The following is a 15,569-nucleotide window of genomic DNA, read 5'->3' on the forward strand; positions in this document are numbered from 1 at the left end:
TGGTCCCAGTACTGGAGTCTCTAGTGAATGCCCAATCGATTGAACCTTTCTTGCAAGAGTTAAATGAGCGAACCTTCGCCAAGTACAATGCCTTCACAGTTGGGGAAGTGTTCAATGAAACCGACGAAGAATTGCATTTCTTCATTGGAAAAGACGGTGTCTTTTCTTCTATCTTTGACTTCAAGCAAACCTGCTTAGGGCAGGAAGGAAAGGGCTGGTTTGACCATACTCTTCCAACAGCGGAAGAACTTAAGGAAAGTATTTTCCAAGCGCATGAGCGCGCAGATAGGATTGGTGTTCTCTCGACCATCATCGAAAACCACGACGAACCTCGAGGGGTGTCCCATTATATCGCAGAAGGTCCAGTAAATGATACCAGTAAAAAAGCCCTGGGAACCATTCAGGTTTTGCGCAAGGGAATTCCGTTTATCTATCAAGGTCAAGAAATTGGAATGGAGAACCAAGTCTTTGAATCAGTGGAGGACTTTGATGATATTGCGACCATCAATGGCTACCACGTTGCTAAAGAAGCTGGTTTGAGTGAGGAAGAAGCCTTAGCAGCGATTGCCAACTATAGCCGAGACAATGCGCGGACACCGATGCAGTGGTCAGCGGAGCCAGGTCTGGGCTTTAGCGATGGACCAGCCTGGCTGATCAGTCCCAAACCAGATTATTCCATTAATGTGGAAGACCAGGAAAAGGATCCAGATTCTATTTTGAATTATTACCGCCAGCTGACGGCCTTGTATCGCCATCCCCTCTATGGAAATACCATCCGGTTTGGAGATATGATCCCAGCTTATCGGGACCGTGAAAACATCATCGCCTTCGAACGTCGTGGGGAGAAGCGTCTCTTAATTGTCAGCAATTTCCAAAATCGCCAAGCTAGCTTGGACTTGCCAGCTCCGATTGAAACCGTCATTTTAAATAATGTCACGGGACTATTCCAAGAAGGAGCTCAAGTGTTAGAATTGGCCCCTTACCAAACCGTTGTATTGGAATTAGCAGAATAGAAAAGAACCTTCGCGTCTGCGAAGGTTCTTTTCATGTCGTCCAAGTCTAAAGCTGAATCTTATTCAACTTCCTTCTTTTTCAAGAGGAGGAAGCCTCCGCTAATGGCTAACAAGAAGCCTGAAAGAATGAAGTGCGCCGTTGTGTCTTCTCCAGTTTGTGGCAATTGTGCCTTGGATGGATTTTCTTGGAAGCTTTGTCCTACTTGGTAGCTAAGTGGATGAACGACACCAGATTCTTTTTCAACTTTAGGAGAAGCTGGTAAAGTAGTCTGAGACTGCTCTACTTTTTTCTGCTCTGCTTGATTGTAGATTGGGACTACCACCCGATCTGGTTCTTTGGCTGGTACGTAATCCATCAAGCTTGCCAACTTGCTGCCGAAGATCGCGTTGGTTACCCAGCGGAAGAAGTGGACAGGGTGTTGGCGATTGGTTGGATTTCCAGCATAGACAAAGAGTGGTTGGCCCAGAAGTTCTCCAGAGATGGCCATGACCTTATTGGCTAGGACTTCATTTTTTGGCCACCAGCCTGCAATGTAGTAGTCACTTGAAGCGATACTCATCAAGGTCTTAAAGTTGCTTGGAACTTTTTCAATCCAGTTTCCTGAGTTGGAGTAGAAGAGAGCGTTCTTCTTGTAGCCACTGGTCAGTGGGTCTTGGTCATCGATGATGGCTTTCATCAAGCCCTCGTAGTCACTGCCACCTTTAAGTTTTTCAGCGTCAAAACCTGAAAGAACTCCCAATTTTTCCAGTTTCTGCATGGCTTCCCCGCCGATGACGAGAGTTGGTTTCTTGCCGAAGATGGAGGCATCAAAGCGATTGTTTTCAAGAACAATAACATCTGCTTCATCAGGAGTGTCGACGATTTGGAAACCTAATTTTTCAAGAACCAGACTAGTATGAGCCGGTGCGTCTACTCCAGTCCAATCGTAGTGATAATTAGGCGAGTAGATTTTCAATGGTTTCAAGGTTGGACCGTTTGGTACCTTGTAGAGGGCTTCGCCGTAGATAGCATAGTTTGGAAGGAGCGATGCGAAGGTATCACGGTCAACGATGTAGCCATCATCTGTTAGGTAAACAGATTTGCCTTGGGAAATCGCCTTGTTTACTGCTTGAACAGCGCTGGCTGATGTATTAGCGATGACGTAGTAAGGTGCCTTTGGATCGATCTCAGAGGTTCTAGTCGCGCGAGTAGTTGTGACTTCTCCAAGTTTTCCAGCAAAGAGACCGTCCTTGAATACAGGTTCTGCCTTGAAGCCTTTCATATCAGGGAAGTTTACGAGAAGTTCCGCATACATGGCAGCCCAGGCGGATTCATTAGAACCTTTATAGAGAATATGGTTGGCATAGCCCCGTTTGGCTTGGGCCATATCAATGACTAAGTCCCCTTTTTTGTAGTTGGCTGTATCTTCTTTGAGTTCTTTAACGAGGACACCGTTTCGTTTGAAGTAGTTGATCATATTGAAGGCTTCTTGGGCGTCATTGTTCTTGTCGAGTCCCATTGGGATAACATAATAGTCAGGGAAGAATTTCGGACGACCATTCTTCATACGACCGACAACTTCACCAGTTGGTCCTACTAATTCATTTTCTGCTTTTGGATCTTCAATCTTGTTGAGACCACGTAAGTAGAAGTTGAGCCGCATCTCAAGGAGTTTGTCTGGATCTTGGTTGAGGAAGTCAATGCCGCCGAGGACAGCATTACGTCCAGCATAATAAGATTCCTGGTTGGATTCTGGTATTTCGATGGTGTGGCCCAAGATACCGTGGTAAACGGCATAGACACCTGTATAACCAGAGAAGGAATCATCCCAGCCATCTCCCCAATCCAGTTTTGGAATGATGTAGCTGTCGTATTTGGAATTGGCAACCCCTGCGCGGCCCATATGGTGGGCATTTTCCAGCATGAGGTTGGACATGAGGTCGTATTCAAAGTTCGGATCATGTGGAGGTGTTGCAGGCTCAATCAAGAATTCTTTGACAAATCCATGGATATCATAGAGAGCGATCGGATTCCATTTGTTGATCATTTGGATGACGGTGCGCACTTCTGGGTTGGTTTGGTAACTAGCATCCCGGTTTGGATCTAGTCCGTTGGCCAAGGCACGCAGGTTGAGAGCGTCCCCGTCAGGGTTTTCCGTGAAGTCAAACAAGAAGATAAATTTGTTTAAAAGAGTTGGGATGTCCAGAGTCACATTCTTGACGTTACCAGCTTCGTCTGTCGTTTTAAAAGTGACTTGATTTTCTGTAGCGAAGGTACGGAAGAGACCGGTGATGATGTCAATCCCAGGTTGTTCATCCGCATGCGTATTATGAACCAGGACAGGTAGTTTGTAATCCAAGGTCTTGTCCTTCAGAGCTGCCAACATCTCGCTTGGTTTGGTGAGGGCTTTTGGATTGGTAGATGAGAGGTAGTGGTCAATACTTGCTTGGTCCTTACTTATAATTCCCATCTTCATATCCCGTCCCTGGGCGCTCTTACCAAGAGTTTCAAGCTGAACTAGACGGTCCGTTTTGGCTTCTGCCTTTGTCTGCTCAATGGAAGCTAGCATTTCCTCGTGGGTATGGAAATCTTTATATGGACGGAAGGTTAGATTCTTGCGAATAGTCAGCCCAAGATCTGAACTAGTTCCGACTAAAGTATGCTCGCCAATATAGTTCCGATAGGTCCGACGGATATTATTAGGGCTCCGAAGGCTTAAATCTTCGCCAAAGAGTTCCTTGACCGTAAAGGTCAGATCCAAATCGTTTCCGTTTTTGTTCTCTTCAACTGTGATGAAGGGATCTTTGGACAGAGTTCCTGTCTCCATGTCCCAAGTTTTCCACTCTTCCAGTGGTTTGTCGTCCAAAGTCCAGCTAATCTTGCCAGCAGCCTGAGCTTGATCCTTAACGGTATCCGTCAGCGTTCCTTTTTCAGACATGTAAACAGGACTGTCACTAAGGCTGATAGCTGGCTCTGCGTTTGCTGCTCGCTCTGTTCCTGTGTTTTCTGGCTTAGCACTAGGGCTAGTAGTGTCTGAAGCGGTAGGAGAGGCTTCAACTGGGCTAGAAGGATTAGTTGGAGCAGTCTCTGCAGGACTTGCAGTCGCTTCTGTTGCAGGAGCCGGACTGTTAGCCTCTGTGCTTGTTGCCGGGCTAGCGTTTGTTCCCTGTGGCTTGAGGACGTTTTCGACAGGTGCGGCAGGACTAGCTGTCTCAACAGTGTCCGCAGCAACTTGGCCTTGTGCGAGGAAGGCTAAAAGGACAGCGGTAGAGAGACTGAGTGCGTTTGTGTACAAACGCTTCTTATAAGAAGAATGCATAAAGAGACCTCCTTTGTTCTTTGCATGTATGCACCTCTATCATAACACTTTATGACAGCGCTTTCAATATATATGGAAGTTTTTCTCTTGAAATTCGTTACAGATTGATGGCAAAGAAAAAGAGCTGGGAAAATCTTCCCAGTCTCTAAAGAAGGGTTTATGCTTGCAGTTCCTCCTGGTAATTTTGATAGAATTCCACCTTGATGGAGATGAAGGTTTCAAGGTCTCTGAGGAGTTGCAAAAGGGTCGCTCGGGTTTCAAATTCTTGACGTGATCGAGGAAGAGGTCGCTCACGAAAGACTGCTAGATAGCGGTTGATTTCGTCAAGTAGGAATTGGGCTGGATTTTCTTGACTGAGCTGGCTGGCTGTTTTAGCAAAGAGTTGGGCCAAAATAAGACTCTCGCTCGCAGCTAATTGGCAGTTGTTTACATTATTGGCCATGTCCCGCAGGATATTATTTTGGCGCTTGCGCATCTCAAAATAGTGGATATGGTAGTTGGTCTGATGGAAGAGGTGGTTGGAATGGTCTAAATAGACTAGATCGAGAGCTTCTTTTAAGATGGTATCTAGCTCACGAATCAAGCTAGCATCGTTGCTCCCGTCTCCTTTTCCTAGAAACTCTGCAAAACGATAGAGAATCTTTTTGAGTTGCTCTTCGACAATTTCATGATAGCGATCAATTTCTTCCTGTCGAGAAGGCATATAGAGATTGGCTAGGAGGGCAAAGCTGGTTCCGATTAGAAAAATAGCCACTTCATTTCCCAATAAAGAAAGGGAAGTGGATTTTTCTAGCAGGAGATGGGTAACCAGGACAGAGCTGGGCGTGATACCAATTTCCCAGCCTTGTAGGAAAGCAAGGGGGACATAGGTGGCCAGATAAAAACCAAGGGCCCAGAGATTGAAGCCGAGAATCTGAAAGGCTAAGCTTCCAAGGAGGAGAGCAAGAAGCATGGACATGAAGCGATTATAGGCTAGTTTGGCGGTGCTTCGACGGGTATCGCTAATGCTGAGAATGGCAATAATCCCCGCAGAGGTGGCGTAGGACAGACCCAAAAACTCTGCAAGCAAGATGGCCAAACAGGTGGCGAGAATCATCTTGATGGTTCGGTGAATAAGTGGCATAATGCTGATTCTTTCCTTTTTCTAAACTAGTTTCATTATACCACAAGCAAAGTGCCCTACTTCAAATGTTTCACCAGATATGGCAATTGTGTTATACTAGTTTCATGGAAAAAAATGATATTGTTTATGGCGTTCATGCCGTTACAGAAGCACTAGTCGCAAATACAGGAAATAAATTGTATATCCAGGATGATTTGCGTGGAAAAAATGTAGAAAAAATCAAAGATCTGGCAGCGGAAAAAAAGGTCTCCATTTCTTGGACCCCTAAGAAAACCTTGCAAGAAATGACAGAAGGGGCTGTCCACCAAGGTTTTGTCTTACGGGTTTCGGAATTTGCCTATACAGATTTGAGTGAAATCTTGACTCAGGCAGTCGATCAAGACAATCCTTTGCTCTTGATTTTGGATGGCTTGACCGATCCGCATAACTTGGGATCCATCCTGCGAACAGCCGATGCTACTCAGGTAGCGGGAGTCATCATTCCCAAGCACCGTGCTGTTGGAGTGACCCCTGTTGTTGCCAAGACCTCAACTGGAGCAGTGGAGCATGTTCCCATTGCCCGAGTGACCAACCTTAGCCAAACCTTGGACAAGCTCAAAGAAGCAGGTTTTTGGATCTTTGGAACCGATATGAACGGGACGCCTTCTCACAAATGGAATACCAGTGGGAAGCTCGCCCTCATTATTGGCAACGAAGGCAAGGGCATTTCGGCCAATATTAAAAAGCAAGTGGATGAAATGATTACTATTCCCATGCAGGGACATGTGCAAAGTTTGAATGCCAGTGTCGCAGCAGCAATCCTTATGTATGAGGTCTTTCGCAATAAATTATAATAGAAGAAATCAGAGGAAGGAGGCAATCCATGAAAGAAAAGATTTTGTTAGTGGACGGCTACAACATGATTGCCTTCTGGCAGGAGACCCGTCAGCTCTTTAAGAAGAGTGAGCTCGATGCTGCACGAACGATCCTCCTAGAGAAGCTAAGTCACTATGCTAGCTTTGAAGGCATTCGCGTGATTTGTGTCTTTGATGCCCAATACATGCCAGGGATTCGCCAGACCTATGAAGAATTTCAGGTCCAAGTGGTCTTCACTGCAGAGGAGGAGACCGCCGATGACTACATTGAACAGTTGGCAGCAGAGCTCAATACACCCCTCCACCAAGTATCAGTCGCGACGAGTGACTTGAATGAGCAATGGACGGTCTTTGCTCAAGGAGCGCTCCGTGTTTCAGCGCGGGAGTTGGAGAAACGGGTTGCTGTTGTCAAAGCCGACTTGAACCAGGCGCGAGGAGCCGTCAACGATCAAAAACCACCGATACGGCCTTTTGACCAAGAGGGCCTACGTCAACTACAAAAAGAGATGGGAGCAAGTAAATGACCTTTAAAATTTTAACAGATTCAACTGCAGATTTAGATGAAACATGGGCAAAGGAGCATGATGTAGAAATCGTCGGTTTGTCGATCCAAATTGATGGGACTCATTATGAGACAGTAGGTCCAGACAAACTCACCAGCCCCCAATTATTAGCAGAGATGCAAAAGGGTGCTAAACCAACGACCAGTCAGGTCAATGTTGGACAGTTCCAAGAGATTTTCAAAGGCTACGCTCAACGCAAGGAAGATCTCCTTTATATCGCCTTTTCTTCAGTTTTGTCAGGGACCTACCAGAGTGCGGTCATGGCAAGAGACTTGGTCCTTGAAGACTACCCGGAAGCTGTCATCGAAATCATCGATCCAAAAGCTGCAGGGATTGGAGAAGGCTACTTGTCTATGCTAGCAGTTGAGGCGCGTGATACCGGTAAGAGTTTGGATCAAGTTAAGGAAGAACTGCTGGAAATCGCTCCTAAGTTGCGGACCTATTTCTTGGTGGATGATCTCTACCATCTTATGCGCGGGGGACGCCTCTCTAAGAGTTCAGCCATCGTCGGAAGTTTGGTCAATATCAAACCCCTTCTTTGGATTGATGAAGAAGGCAAGTTAGCTCCTATCGCTAAGGTACGTGGACGTAAAAAAGCTATGCGGGAAATGCTTTCTCTGATCCAGGAAGATATCGGTCACAGCACAGCCTTGGTTTCCTATACAGATGATTTGGCAGGAGCAGAGGAGCTCAAGGATCAATTGTTGGAGAATCCAGCTATCTCCCAAGTCTTGATCATGCCACTAGGTCCCGTCATTGCTGCTCACGTCGGTCCTAATTCTCTCATCGGCTTTGTTATAGGAAAAGAAAATCGCAAATAATTTTTTAAATTGGTTGACTTTTATCTTAAAAATTTGATACAATAGTAGGCGGTATTGTTTACCCCATTTGTAAGGCCCCGGAACCTTTCAAATAACTTGCGGACCGGAACATCCGCCCTGTAAACAAAAACGACATTCATATAGGAGAAATCATGAACAAAACTACATTCATGGCTAAACCAGGCCAAGTAGAACGCAAATGGTACGTTGTTGACGCAACTGATGTACCTCTTGGACGCCTTTCAGCAGTTGTTGCTAGCGTGCTTCGCGGAAAAAACAAACCAACATTCACACCTCACACTGATACAGGTGACTTCGTAATCGTTATCAATGCTGAAAAAGTTAAATTGACTGGTAAAAAAGCAACTGATAAGATCTACTACACTCACTCAAACCACCCAGGTGGATTGAAATCAATCTCTGCTGGTGAACTTCGTTCTAAAAATGCAGTTCGTTTGATTGAGAAATCAGTTAAAGGTATGCTTCCACACAATACTCTTGGCCGCGCTCAAGGTATGAAATTGAAAGTATTCGTTGGAGCTGAGCACACTCACGCTGCACAACAACCAGAAGTTCTTGATATTTCAGGACTTATCTAAGGAAAGGAACAATAAAGTATGTCACAAGCACAATATGCAGGTACTGGACGTCGTAAAAACGCTGTTGCACGCGTTCGCCTTGTTCCAGGAACTGGTAAAATCACTGTTAACAAAAAAGATGTTGAAGAGTACATCCCACACGCTGACCTTCGTCTTGTAATCAACCAACCATTCGCAGTTACTTCAACTGCAGGTTCATACGACGTTTTCGTTAACGTTGTAGGTGGTGGTTACGCTGGTCAAGCAGGAGCTATCCGTCACGGTATCGCTCGTGCCCTTCTTCAAGTAGACCCAGACTTCCGCGATTCATTGAAACGCGCAGGACTTCTTACACGTGACTCACGTAAAGTTGAGCGTAAGAAACCAGGTCTTAAGAAAGCTCGTAAAGCATCACAATTCTCAAAACGTTAATCAATACGATTATATCAACGTTTACAGACATTCAAGAATTATTTCTTGGATGTCTTTTTTGTTTCAAAAAATCAAAGTTCACCCCAAAATTCACCCCATATTCACCCCATCAATTTTTTAAACTACGAAAAGCAATATCACCTACAGTCTGATTGACTTTATCTTTGATATTAACGTAAGTTTTTGTAATCTCTTTATCACTATGAGTAAGAGCTTCTGAGAAGGCTTCAAGAGAAACACCTGCTTGTTTAGCAAGAGTAGCACCAGTATGTCTTAGTTTGTGTGGTGATGCTGGTGCTAATTCGGGATGTCTTCGTCTGACTGATTTCATCTTGATAAAACTTAAAATTTTTCTAATTATAACGAAGCATAGTCAAAAAGCTATGACCTCTATATTCACAAAAAAATCCAGACCAATACTAGTCCAGATTTCTTGTCTATTAAACATTCTTTTCAAAGAATGGAAGAACGGCTGTAACGGCTTTGTCAACGCAATTATTTAACTGTGAGAATCCGACGCACATAAATTTTAAATGGCGTCTCAGTCACATTTAAATTTATGAGACGCTTAGACGTTAGGCTTTCAATTTGTCAAATTTTGCTTTGACATTTGCCTTGAATTCTTCAAGTTTAGCCTTGCGTTCGGCTTTACGTTCAGCCTTCATTTGTGCACGTGCCTGGTTGTAGAGGTCTTCTTGGACTTGCAGAGCTGCTTCGATTTCGGCTACGACGGTTGCTACATCCCAACGCACGATTTGGGTGTCGTACTTGGTGAAGTAAGCATCGATGACTGCTTCGTTGTTTTCTTGCACCAAGGCGACAACGGCTGTTTCGCCGTCGATCAATTTTTGAGACACAACGTCAATCAAGCCAGCTTCTGCCGTATCAACGGTATCACCAGCAGCCAAACCATAGAGGCTGCCAATACCATAACCAAACAAGACGCCGATAGGACCACCCAAAAGCCCGATAACTGCACCGAGCAAGCCACCTTCTAGGGTTGCATCCGTCGTTGAATCTTCAAAGTCATAGCGTTCTTTTTCAACGATGTGACCGTTTTCATTTTTGACCAAGGCGATTTGAGCAACCTTGGTCGTCTGAGTTTGGCGGAAAGCCTTCAAATCCGCAAAGGACTGATAAGCTTCGCTTTCAGTGTTAAAGACTGAAACTACTAGGTTTTCCATAGTTAGTACCTCTTTTCTAAATATATACGTTCATTATAATACAGTTTCAATCACTTTTCAATCATTTTAGTGCGACATTTTAATTGATATGTCGCGTTTATCAGCGTCAAAGAACAGTTTCAGGCAGCGGTATATCTTTGCCATATCCCAGCCCAGACACTCTGGCGACTCTGAGTGATTATCAAGAAAGGCGTCCAGCAACATCTTAAAGCCTCCCGTGCAAAAAGTAAATAAATAGTGTTTTTCCTGTATGCCTGTCACACGGCTAAAAGACCGCTTGACCAAATCTTCCAGAAAATTATAGCAGATATTATGTACCAGCTCTGTGTAGCGAGTCTGATGAGCGTGCCGAATCACATCGACACTTTTATAGAATCTGCCAACTGTTTCCTTATGGTCGAATCCTTGAAAGAAGTCGCTTTATTCGTCGGTCAAGACAATTAATTTGGCTGGTGCAACTGATTCGCCAAGCTATGAACAAGCAATTATTACCTTTTGAAAGCAAAAATGGCAATTATGAAGGTGAAGCTACTCAGGTCTTAGTTCTTCTATCCAATTACTATGCAGACAAAAAACTATTTGATGAAAATACAGATGAATATGGAAATATCTTGATTTTAAAGGATTCATCCATCATTTCTAAATTATCGGCTATCCCAGATTTATTAAAAAGGGGATCTAGTAGGTAACAATAATATCGAATATATCAAAGTACGCAATATTAGGATTTCTTCAGAGGTTGAGTTAGAGTCAGATGTTGATGGGGATAAGTCGGATAATCTGCCAATAGATATAAAAATACTAGAAAACAGGCTTGAAAAAGGCTCGTAAAGCTAGCCAGTTCTCTAAACGTTAATTCGTTGCTGGACAGCAGAATACAAACGAAAACACTTTGCATCTTGCAAGGTGTTTTTTTCTATGAGAACTGGCGGTGCGCAATTAGGATAGCTCTAGCGACTTTAGTCGCATAGAGATATGCTATGCACAGTTGCCTCAAGAAAACAATGCTTCTTGGTCCACCCTGTTAGACAAGCTTCAAAACCAAGGAATCCAACAGATTTCTCTTGTAGTTACAGATGGCTTTAAGGGGCTTGAGCAGATTATCAGTCAGGCTCACCCATTAGCTAAACAACAATGTTGCTTAATTCATATTAGTCGAAATCTAGCTAGTAAAGTGAAACGAGCAGATAGAGCGGTTATTCTGGGGCAATTTATAATGATTTATCGTGCTGAAAATTTAGAAATGGCAGGACAAGCTTTAGAGGACTTTCTCGCCGAATGGAAACCAAAGTATAGGAAAGTCATGGAAAGTCTGGAGAAGACGGATAATCTTTTAACTTTTTATCAGTTTCCCTACCAGATTTGGCACAGCATGTATTCGACAAACCTCATTGAGTCTCTTAACAAAGAAATCAAACATCAAACGAAAAAGAAGGTTCTTTTTCCTAATGAGGAGGCTCTGGAACGTTACTTAGTTACGTTGTTTGAAGATTATAATTTCAAGCAAAGTCAACGAATCCATAAAGGGTTTGGTCAATGTTCTGATACACTTGAAAGCTTATTTAATTAACACTCCGTAACTCTACTTAAGTGTTTACACATAATTATTTACAGTATCAAAAAATAAAGTATATTGTTTTCATCATAATATAATTAAATATCAGTATAGAGAATTTTATCTATATATCAGATATCAGCAATTGCTTTTGCTGTCATTTTTCGCTACAATAGTTACAAGGAGGAAATAAACATGTTAAAAGAAGTATTAAACGTCGCAAAAGTTGCGAAAAAATCATCTCTCTTCTTAGGAGGGGTAGCATTTGGGACGCTTGGCTTGAAAGTCTTAGCAAGTAAAGAAGCTAAGAAAGGCTATTCTAAGGCCTTGGCTAAAGCTTACAAATTGAAAGATGGACTGGATGCATCTGTTTCTGTTGTAAAACAACACGGTGATGATGTTTTACAAGACGCTAAATATTTATACGAACAGGAAAAGAAAGAAGAACAATTAGATAGCCTGACAGGTGAATAATATGTCTTTTAAAGTGCTACACAGAGGATATCAACATATCCGATTATCGTCCTCGTTTTCACTGACCTTGGATATTCAAGATTATCTTCGTTCCTTGGCTAAAGATGAAAAAGGGATCGACTCTATTCAGTTTTATATGGATCAGCAGCACTTTACTCTACGTATGAAAGAAGGCTTCTCTGTATTAGAAAATGCAGAGGCCTTTTTAAAAAAAATTGACAAGGGGAAAGTTTCGGACTTGATGACTCTTCCCATTCGTAGAGAAGAGAGTGCTTATTCAATTGTATCGGGTGCAGCGATTAAGCGTTTGCTGTTTCGAAGTTTTGTACCCTACCCTATTCGTTATATTTGGACTTGTTATCAGGCTTTGGGTTATGTCAAAGAAGCCTATCAAACTTTAGCGCGCAAGGAACTAACCATGGAGGTCTTGGACTGTTCGGCCATTTTGTTGTCCTTGTTTATGAACCAATCCAAGACAGCTAGCAACATCATGTTTATGCTTGATTTGGGTAATCATCTGGATCAGTGGTCTTTAAAAAAAACAGCAACAGATTTGGAACAAAGCCTTCTTGCTAAAGAAAGTGATGTTTTCTTAGTGCGGGGAGACATGGTCATCAGCATCAAGAGTTCTGATGTTCAAGTAGGTGATGTATTAGTTGTCTCCCAAGGTAATGAAATCTTGTTTGACGGCCAAGTGGTTTCAGGATTAGGCATGGTCAATGAGAGTTCCTTGACTGGAGAGAGCTTCCCTGTTGAAAAGAAAGAGGGAGATTCTGTATGTGCGAATACTGTTTTGGAAACAGGAGAGTTAAGAATTCGTGTGACTGATAATCAGATAAACAGTCGTATTTTGCAACTCATCAATCTGATGAAAAAATCTGAAGAGAGTAAGAAGACAAAACAACGTCATTTTATTAGGATGGCAGACAAGGTTGTAAAATATAACTTCTTAGGTGCTGGTTTGACTTATCTGTTAACAGGTTCGTTTTCAAAAGCCATTTCCTTTTTATTGGTGGATTTTTCATGTGCTCTAAAAATATCCACACCTGTAGCCTACCTTACGGCCATAAAGGAAGGTCTAAATCGAGAAATGGTTATTAAAGATGGTGATGTATTAGAAAAATATCTGGAAGTGGATACTTTCTTGTTTGATAAAACGGGTACCATCACGACGAGTTATCCTTTGGTTGAAAAGGTTCTTCCTTTCGGAGATTATACTGAGAAAGATATTTTAAGAATAAGTGCATGTTTGGAGGAACATATCTATCATCCTATTGCCAATGCAATTGTTAAACAAGCTGAAATTGAAGGCATTGAACACGAAGAAATGCATGGCAAGCTTCAGTATGTTGCAAGCAAAGGGATTAAATCGCAAATTGATGGTCAATCGGTTGTCATTGGAAATTATGTACTAATGCAAGACGAACAGGTAAGAATTAGTTCTGAGCAGCTGGCCTTGATTGAGCAATATAAGACTCATTACAATTTATTGTTTTTGGCTTATAAGAAAGAATTAATTGGGATGTTTTGTATCCACACTCCCTTGAGAAGCGAGGCGAAAGTTGCATTGAAAAAGCTAAAGCGCCAAGGGAAAAAACTGATTCTGGCAACTGGTGATACGTTGGCTAGAACAGAAGAGTTGGTTAAAGATCTGCCATTTGACAACGTTTATACTGATTTAAAACCAGATGGTAAGTTTCAGTTGGTTCAGGAATTACAGAAAGCTGGCCGAACTATTTTGATGGTTGGAGACGGGTTAAACGACTCTGCTGCCTTGACGCTTGCAGATATTGGGGTTGTGATGAATGAAAGTGCTGATATTTCTAAGCAGATGAGTGATATTTTATTATTAGATAATCGTTTAGATTTCTTCGAGGAATTGAATTCTTTATCTGAATCGTTGCAGAAATTAATTCAAAGAAATATTCAAGAAACAGTTGTAATAAATGGAAGTTTAATTGGATTTGGGTTGTTAAATTGGTTAAGCCCATCTAATCTTTCGATATTGCACAATCTGACTACTTTAAGAATCGTCCTTCGTAGTCTTTCTATTAAAAGTAGGTAAGAGACCGAGAAGCTGAGGTTATAAAAACTAAAAGGAGTTGTCTCATTTGAGAATAACGGCTCTTTGTCAACTGTAGTGGGTTGGTGGAAAATTATACCCTGGAGAGGACCAAATTGGTTCTCTCCTTTTAAATATTGAAAAAACCATTGGCAGTGGACATACTTTAAGACTATATATTTCTGAAACTAGTTTCACAATACAAATATTGACATGCAATTATTAATTGGTGGATTTTAAGTTGACATCTACAAAGGTTAATGTTAGAATACATTCAAAAATATATTTGAATGAGGTGTTTTATGATTCAAAATATTGTTACTTCAATAATCCTGTATTCTGGGACAGCCGTAGACTTACTTATTATCCTAATGTTATTTTTTGCCAAAAGAAAAAGCAGAAAGGACATCATTAACATCTATTTAGGACAATTTCTAGGCTCTGTTAGTCTAATATTCCTAAGTTTGCTTTTTGCATTTGTCTTAAATTATATTCCTAGTAAAGAGATTTTAGGTTTACTCGGTTTGATTCCAATTTTCCTAGGCCTCAAAGTTTTGCTTTTAGGAGATTCTGATGGAGAAGCTATTGCAAAAGATGGTTTGCGAAAAGACAATAAAAACCTGATTTTTCTAGTCGCTATGATTACTTTTGCAAGTTGTGGCGCTGACAATATTGGTGTCTTTGTCCCATATTTTACCACCTTAAATTTAGCGAATTTGATAGTGACTTTACTTACTTTTCTAGTCATGATTTATCTCTTGGTTTTTTCTGCCCAAAAATTAGCACAAGTCCCTTCTGTTGGAGAAACTTTGGAAAAATATAGCAGATGGTTTATTGCCGTTGTCTATTTAGGATTGGGGATGTATATCCTGATTGAAAACAACAGCTTTGACATGCTATGGGCTGTGTTAGGCTAGGAGAAAAAATTATGAAAAAAGATAGTATCTGTCAAGTGGATGTTATAAATCAACAAAATGTTACAACCGCAACGAACTACCTTGAAAAGGAAAAAGTCCAAAAATCACTTCGCATTTTATCAAAATTTACCGATAATAAACAGATAAATATCATCTTTTATCTCCTTGCCGTCGAAGAACTCTGTGTCTGCGATATAGCCTGTTTATTAAATCTCAGTATGGCATCTGCCTCCCACCATCTTCGTAAACTAGCCAATCAAAACATCTTGGACACTAGAAGAGAGGGGAAAATTATATATTATTTTATAAAAGATGAGGAAATCAGAGATTTTTTTAATCAACTAGGATAACAACTATTTTTACTACTTTTCCATGATTATATATAGGACTTATCTATGAAATTTTTTGATGAAAATTACTCACAAGAAAGACCTGCTCGTAGCAAATGTTTAAGAAAAAAGTATAATTTAAAGCAAAGCGACCTAGGTAATGCAGGTCAAGTTAGCCAAGTTGAAAAGGGAGGAATTTGAAAGGATTTGTATCTTTTATTTTTTGTTTCATTTATGTCCTATGCTACTGGAATAGTTAGTAGTCATTTCATGAATCATACGGCACAGCTCTTTTATGGACTGATCGTTATTGTTTCAACGGTAGCAAACTGGTTTTTACATAAAGTAATTGATAAACCCAATAT

15 protein-coding genes and 3 pseudogenes are annotated in these 15,569 nt (G+C 41.6%); 14 read left to right on the forward strand and 4 right to left on the reverse strand.

Going from position 1 to position 15,569, the window contains the following annotated elements; translation table 11 throughout:
- Positions 1-1,013 (forward strand): alpha-amylase family glycosyl hydrolase (locus RCH62_RS07300; protein WP_306474928.1); only part of this gene is annotated, 1,013 nt, incomplete at its 5' end.
- Positions 1,014-1,072: 59 nt separating this feature from the next.
- On the opposite strand, the gene RCH62_RS07305 is transcribed toward RCH62_RS07300, so the two are convergent.
- Both RCH62_RS07305 and RCH62_RS07310 read right to left on the reverse strand, forming a co-directional pair.
- Positions 1,073-4,312, reverse strand: a complete 3,240-nt coding sequence (locus RCH62_RS07305) for an LPXTG-anchored zinc carboxypeptidase (RefSeq protein WP_306474929.1) — start codon at positions 4,310-4,312, stop codon at positions 1,073-1,075.
- A gap of 157 nt (positions 4,313-4,469) precedes the next feature.
- Positions 4,470-5,435: an aromatic acid exporter family protein gene (locus tag RCH62_RS07310; protein WP_306474930.1), complete on the reverse strand. Its 966-nt coding sequence runs from the start codon at positions 5,433-5,435 to the stop codon at positions 4,470-4,472.
- Between the two features lie 104 nt (positions 5,436-5,539).
- Between RCH62_RS07310 and rlmB the strand changes: the two genes are divergently transcribed.
- From rlmB to rpsI, 5 genes are all read left to right on the forward strand, one after another.
- Entirely contained in the window at positions 5,540-6,268 is a 729-nt protein-coding gene (rlmB, locus tag RCH62_RS07315; protein WP_306474931.1) for a 23S rRNA (guanosine(2251)-2'-O)-methyltransferase RlmB, read from the forward strand.
- Between the two features lie 29 nt (positions 6,269-6,297).
- Positions 6,298-6,813: an NYN domain-containing protein gene (locus tag RCH62_RS07320; protein WP_306474932.1), complete on the forward strand. Its 516-nt coding sequence runs from the start codon at positions 6,298-6,300 to the stop codon at positions 6,811-6,813.
- Positions 6,810-7,673 (forward strand): DegV family protein, encoded by an 864-nt coding sequence (locus RCH62_RS07325; protein ID WP_306474933.1) that lies wholly within the window; start codon positions 6,810-6,812, stop codon positions 7,671-7,673. The genes RCH62_RS07320 and RCH62_RS07325 overlap by 4 nt, the downstream gene beginning before the upstream one ends.
- 152 nt (positions 7,674-7,825) lie before the next feature.
- A complete protein-coding gene (gene rplM / locus RCH62_RS07330; protein WP_002876943.1) occupies positions 7,826-8,272 on the forward strand; it encodes a 50S ribosomal protein L13 in 447 nt (148 codons plus the stop codon).
- Between the two features lie 18 nt (positions 8,273-8,290).
- Positions 8,291-8,683, forward strand: coding sequence for a 30S ribosomal protein S9 (rpsI, locus tag RCH62_RS07335; RefSeq protein WP_002893764.1), 393 nt, complete (start codon positions 8,291-8,293; stop codon positions 8,681-8,683).
- Between the two features lie 109 nt (positions 8,684-8,792).
- Here the strand turns inward: rpsI and RCH62_RS07340 are convergent, their stop codons facing one another.
- On the reverse strand, positions 8,793-9,014 hold the full coding sequence (locus RCH62_RS07340) for a tyrosine-type recombinase/integrase (protein ID WP_002893762.1): 222 nt from the start codon (positions 9,012-9,014) through the stop codon (positions 8,793-8,795).
- Between the two features lie 244 nt (positions 9,015-9,258).
- Positions 9,259-9,867, reverse strand: a complete 609-nt coding sequence (locus RCH62_RS07345; RefSeq protein WP_002893760.1) for a DUF1269 domain-containing protein — start codon at positions 9,865-9,867, stop codon at positions 9,259-9,261.
- Between the two features lie 350 nt (positions 9,868-10,217).
- Here RCH62_RS07345 and RCH62_RS07350 point away from each other — a divergent pair.
- The 8 genes and pseudogenes from RCH62_RS07350 to RCH62_RS07385 all read left to right on the forward strand — a co-directional run.
- Positions 10,218-10,361, forward strand: a pseudogene (locus tag RCH62_RS07350) (IS982 family transposase); the annotation flags it as partial.
- A 3-nt stretch (positions 10,362-10,364) separates the two neighbouring features.
- Positions 10,365-10,698: pseudogene (locus tag RCH62_RS07355) on the forward strand (diacylglycerol kinase family lipid kinase); the annotation flags it as partial.
- Between the two features lie 148 nt (positions 10,699-10,846).
- Positions 10,847-11,437: pseudogene (locus tag RCH62_RS07360) on the forward strand (transposase); the annotation flags it as partial.
- Between the two features lie 180 nt (positions 11,438-11,617).
- Entirely contained in the window at positions 11,618-11,896 is a 279-nt protein-coding gene (locus RCH62_RS07365) for a DUF6110 family protein (RefSeq protein WP_002893755.1), read from the forward strand.
- 1 nt (position 11,897) lies between these two features.
- Positions 11,898-13,961 carry a heavy metal translocating P-type ATPase gene (locus tag RCH62_RS07370; RefSeq protein WP_002893754.1) on the forward strand — a complete coding sequence of 688 codons (2,064 nt, stop codon included), beginning with the start codon at positions 11,898-11,900 and terminating at the stop codon, positions 13,959-13,961.
- A gap of 299 nt (positions 13,962-14,260) precedes the next feature.
- Entirely contained in the window at positions 14,261-14,875 is a 615-nt protein-coding gene (locus RCH62_RS07375) for a CadD family cadmium resistance transporter (protein ID WP_002911684.1), read from the forward strand.
- Positions 14,876-14,886: 11 nt separating this feature from the next.
- Positions 14,887-15,225, forward strand: a complete 339-nt coding sequence (gene cadX / locus RCH62_RS07380) for a Cd(II)/Zn(II)-sensing metalloregulatory transcriptional regulator CadX (RefSeq protein ID WP_000711078.1) — start codon at positions 14,887-14,889, stop codon at positions 15,223-15,225.
- 45 nt (positions 15,226-15,270) lie between these two features.
- Positions 15,271-15,405: a hypothetical protein gene (locus RCH62_RS07385; RefSeq protein ID WP_003004655.1), complete on the forward strand. Its 135-nt coding sequence runs from the start codon at positions 15,271-15,273 to the stop codon at positions 15,403-15,405.
- The last annotated feature ends 164 nt before the right edge of the window (positions 15,406-15,569 follow it).

Source organism: Streptococcus sp. (genome assembly GCF_030825805.1).
Lineage (GTDB): Bacteria > Bacillota > Bacilli > Lactobacillales > Streptococcaceae > Streptococcus.

What these genes read in the sequence shown, in the direction of transcription:
- RCH62_RS07305 (WP_306474929.1), bottom strand. Translation starts at nt 4,312, where the DNA reads ATGCATTCTTCTTATAAGAAGCGTTTGTACACAAACGCACTCAGTCTC.
- RCH62_RS07310 (WP_306474930.1), bottom strand. Translation starts at nt 5,435, where the DNA reads ATGCCACTTATTCACCGAACCATCAAGATGATTCTCGCCACCTGTTTG.
- rlmB (WP_306474931.1), top strand. Translation starts at nt 5,540, where the DNA reads ATGGAAAAAAATGATATTGTTTATGGCGTTCATGCCGTTACAGAAGCA.
- RCH62_RS07320 (WP_306474932.1), top strand. Translation starts at nt 6,298, where the DNA reads ATGAAAGAAAAGATTTTGTTAGTGGACGGCTACAACATGATTGCCTTC.
- RCH62_RS07325 (WP_306474933.1), top strand. Translation starts at nt 6,810, where the DNA reads ATGACCTTTAAAATTTTAACAGATTCAACTGCAGATTTAGATGAAACA.
- rplM (WP_002876943.1), top strand. Translation starts at nt 7,826, where the DNA reads ATGAACAAAACTACATTCATGGCTAAACCAGGCCAAGTAGAACGCAAA.
- rpsI (WP_002893764.1), top strand. Translation starts at nt 8,291, where the DNA reads ATGTCACAAGCACAATATGCAGGTACTGGACGTCGTAAAAACGCTGTT.
- RCH62_RS07340 (WP_002893762.1), bottom strand. Translation starts at nt 9,014, where the DNA reads ATGAAATCAGTCAGACGAAGACATCCCGAATTAGCACCAGCATCACCA.
- RCH62_RS07345 (WP_002893760.1), bottom strand. Translation starts at nt 9,867, where the DNA reads ATGGAAAACCTAGTAGTTTCAGTCTTTAACACTGAAAGCGAAGCTTAT.
- RCH62_RS07365 (WP_002893755.1), top strand. Translation starts at nt 11,618, where the DNA reads ATGTTAAAAGAAGTATTAAACGTCGCAAAAGTTGCGAAAAAATCATCT.
- RCH62_RS07370 (WP_002893754.1), top strand. Translation starts at nt 11,898, where the DNA reads ATGTCTTTTAAAGTGCTACACAGAGGATATCAACATATCCGATTATCG.
- RCH62_RS07375 (WP_002911684.1), top strand. Translation starts at nt 14,261, where the DNA reads ATGATTCAAAATATTGTTACTTCAATAATCCTGTATTCTGGGACAGCC.
- cadX (WP_000711078.1), top strand. Translation starts at nt 14,887, where the DNA reads ATGAAAAAAGATAGTATCTGTCAAGTGGATGTTATAAATCAACAAAAT.
- RCH62_RS07385 (WP_003004655.1), top strand. Translation starts at nt 15,271, where the DNA reads ATGAAATTTTTTGATGAAAATTACTCACAAGAAAGACCTGCTCGTAGC.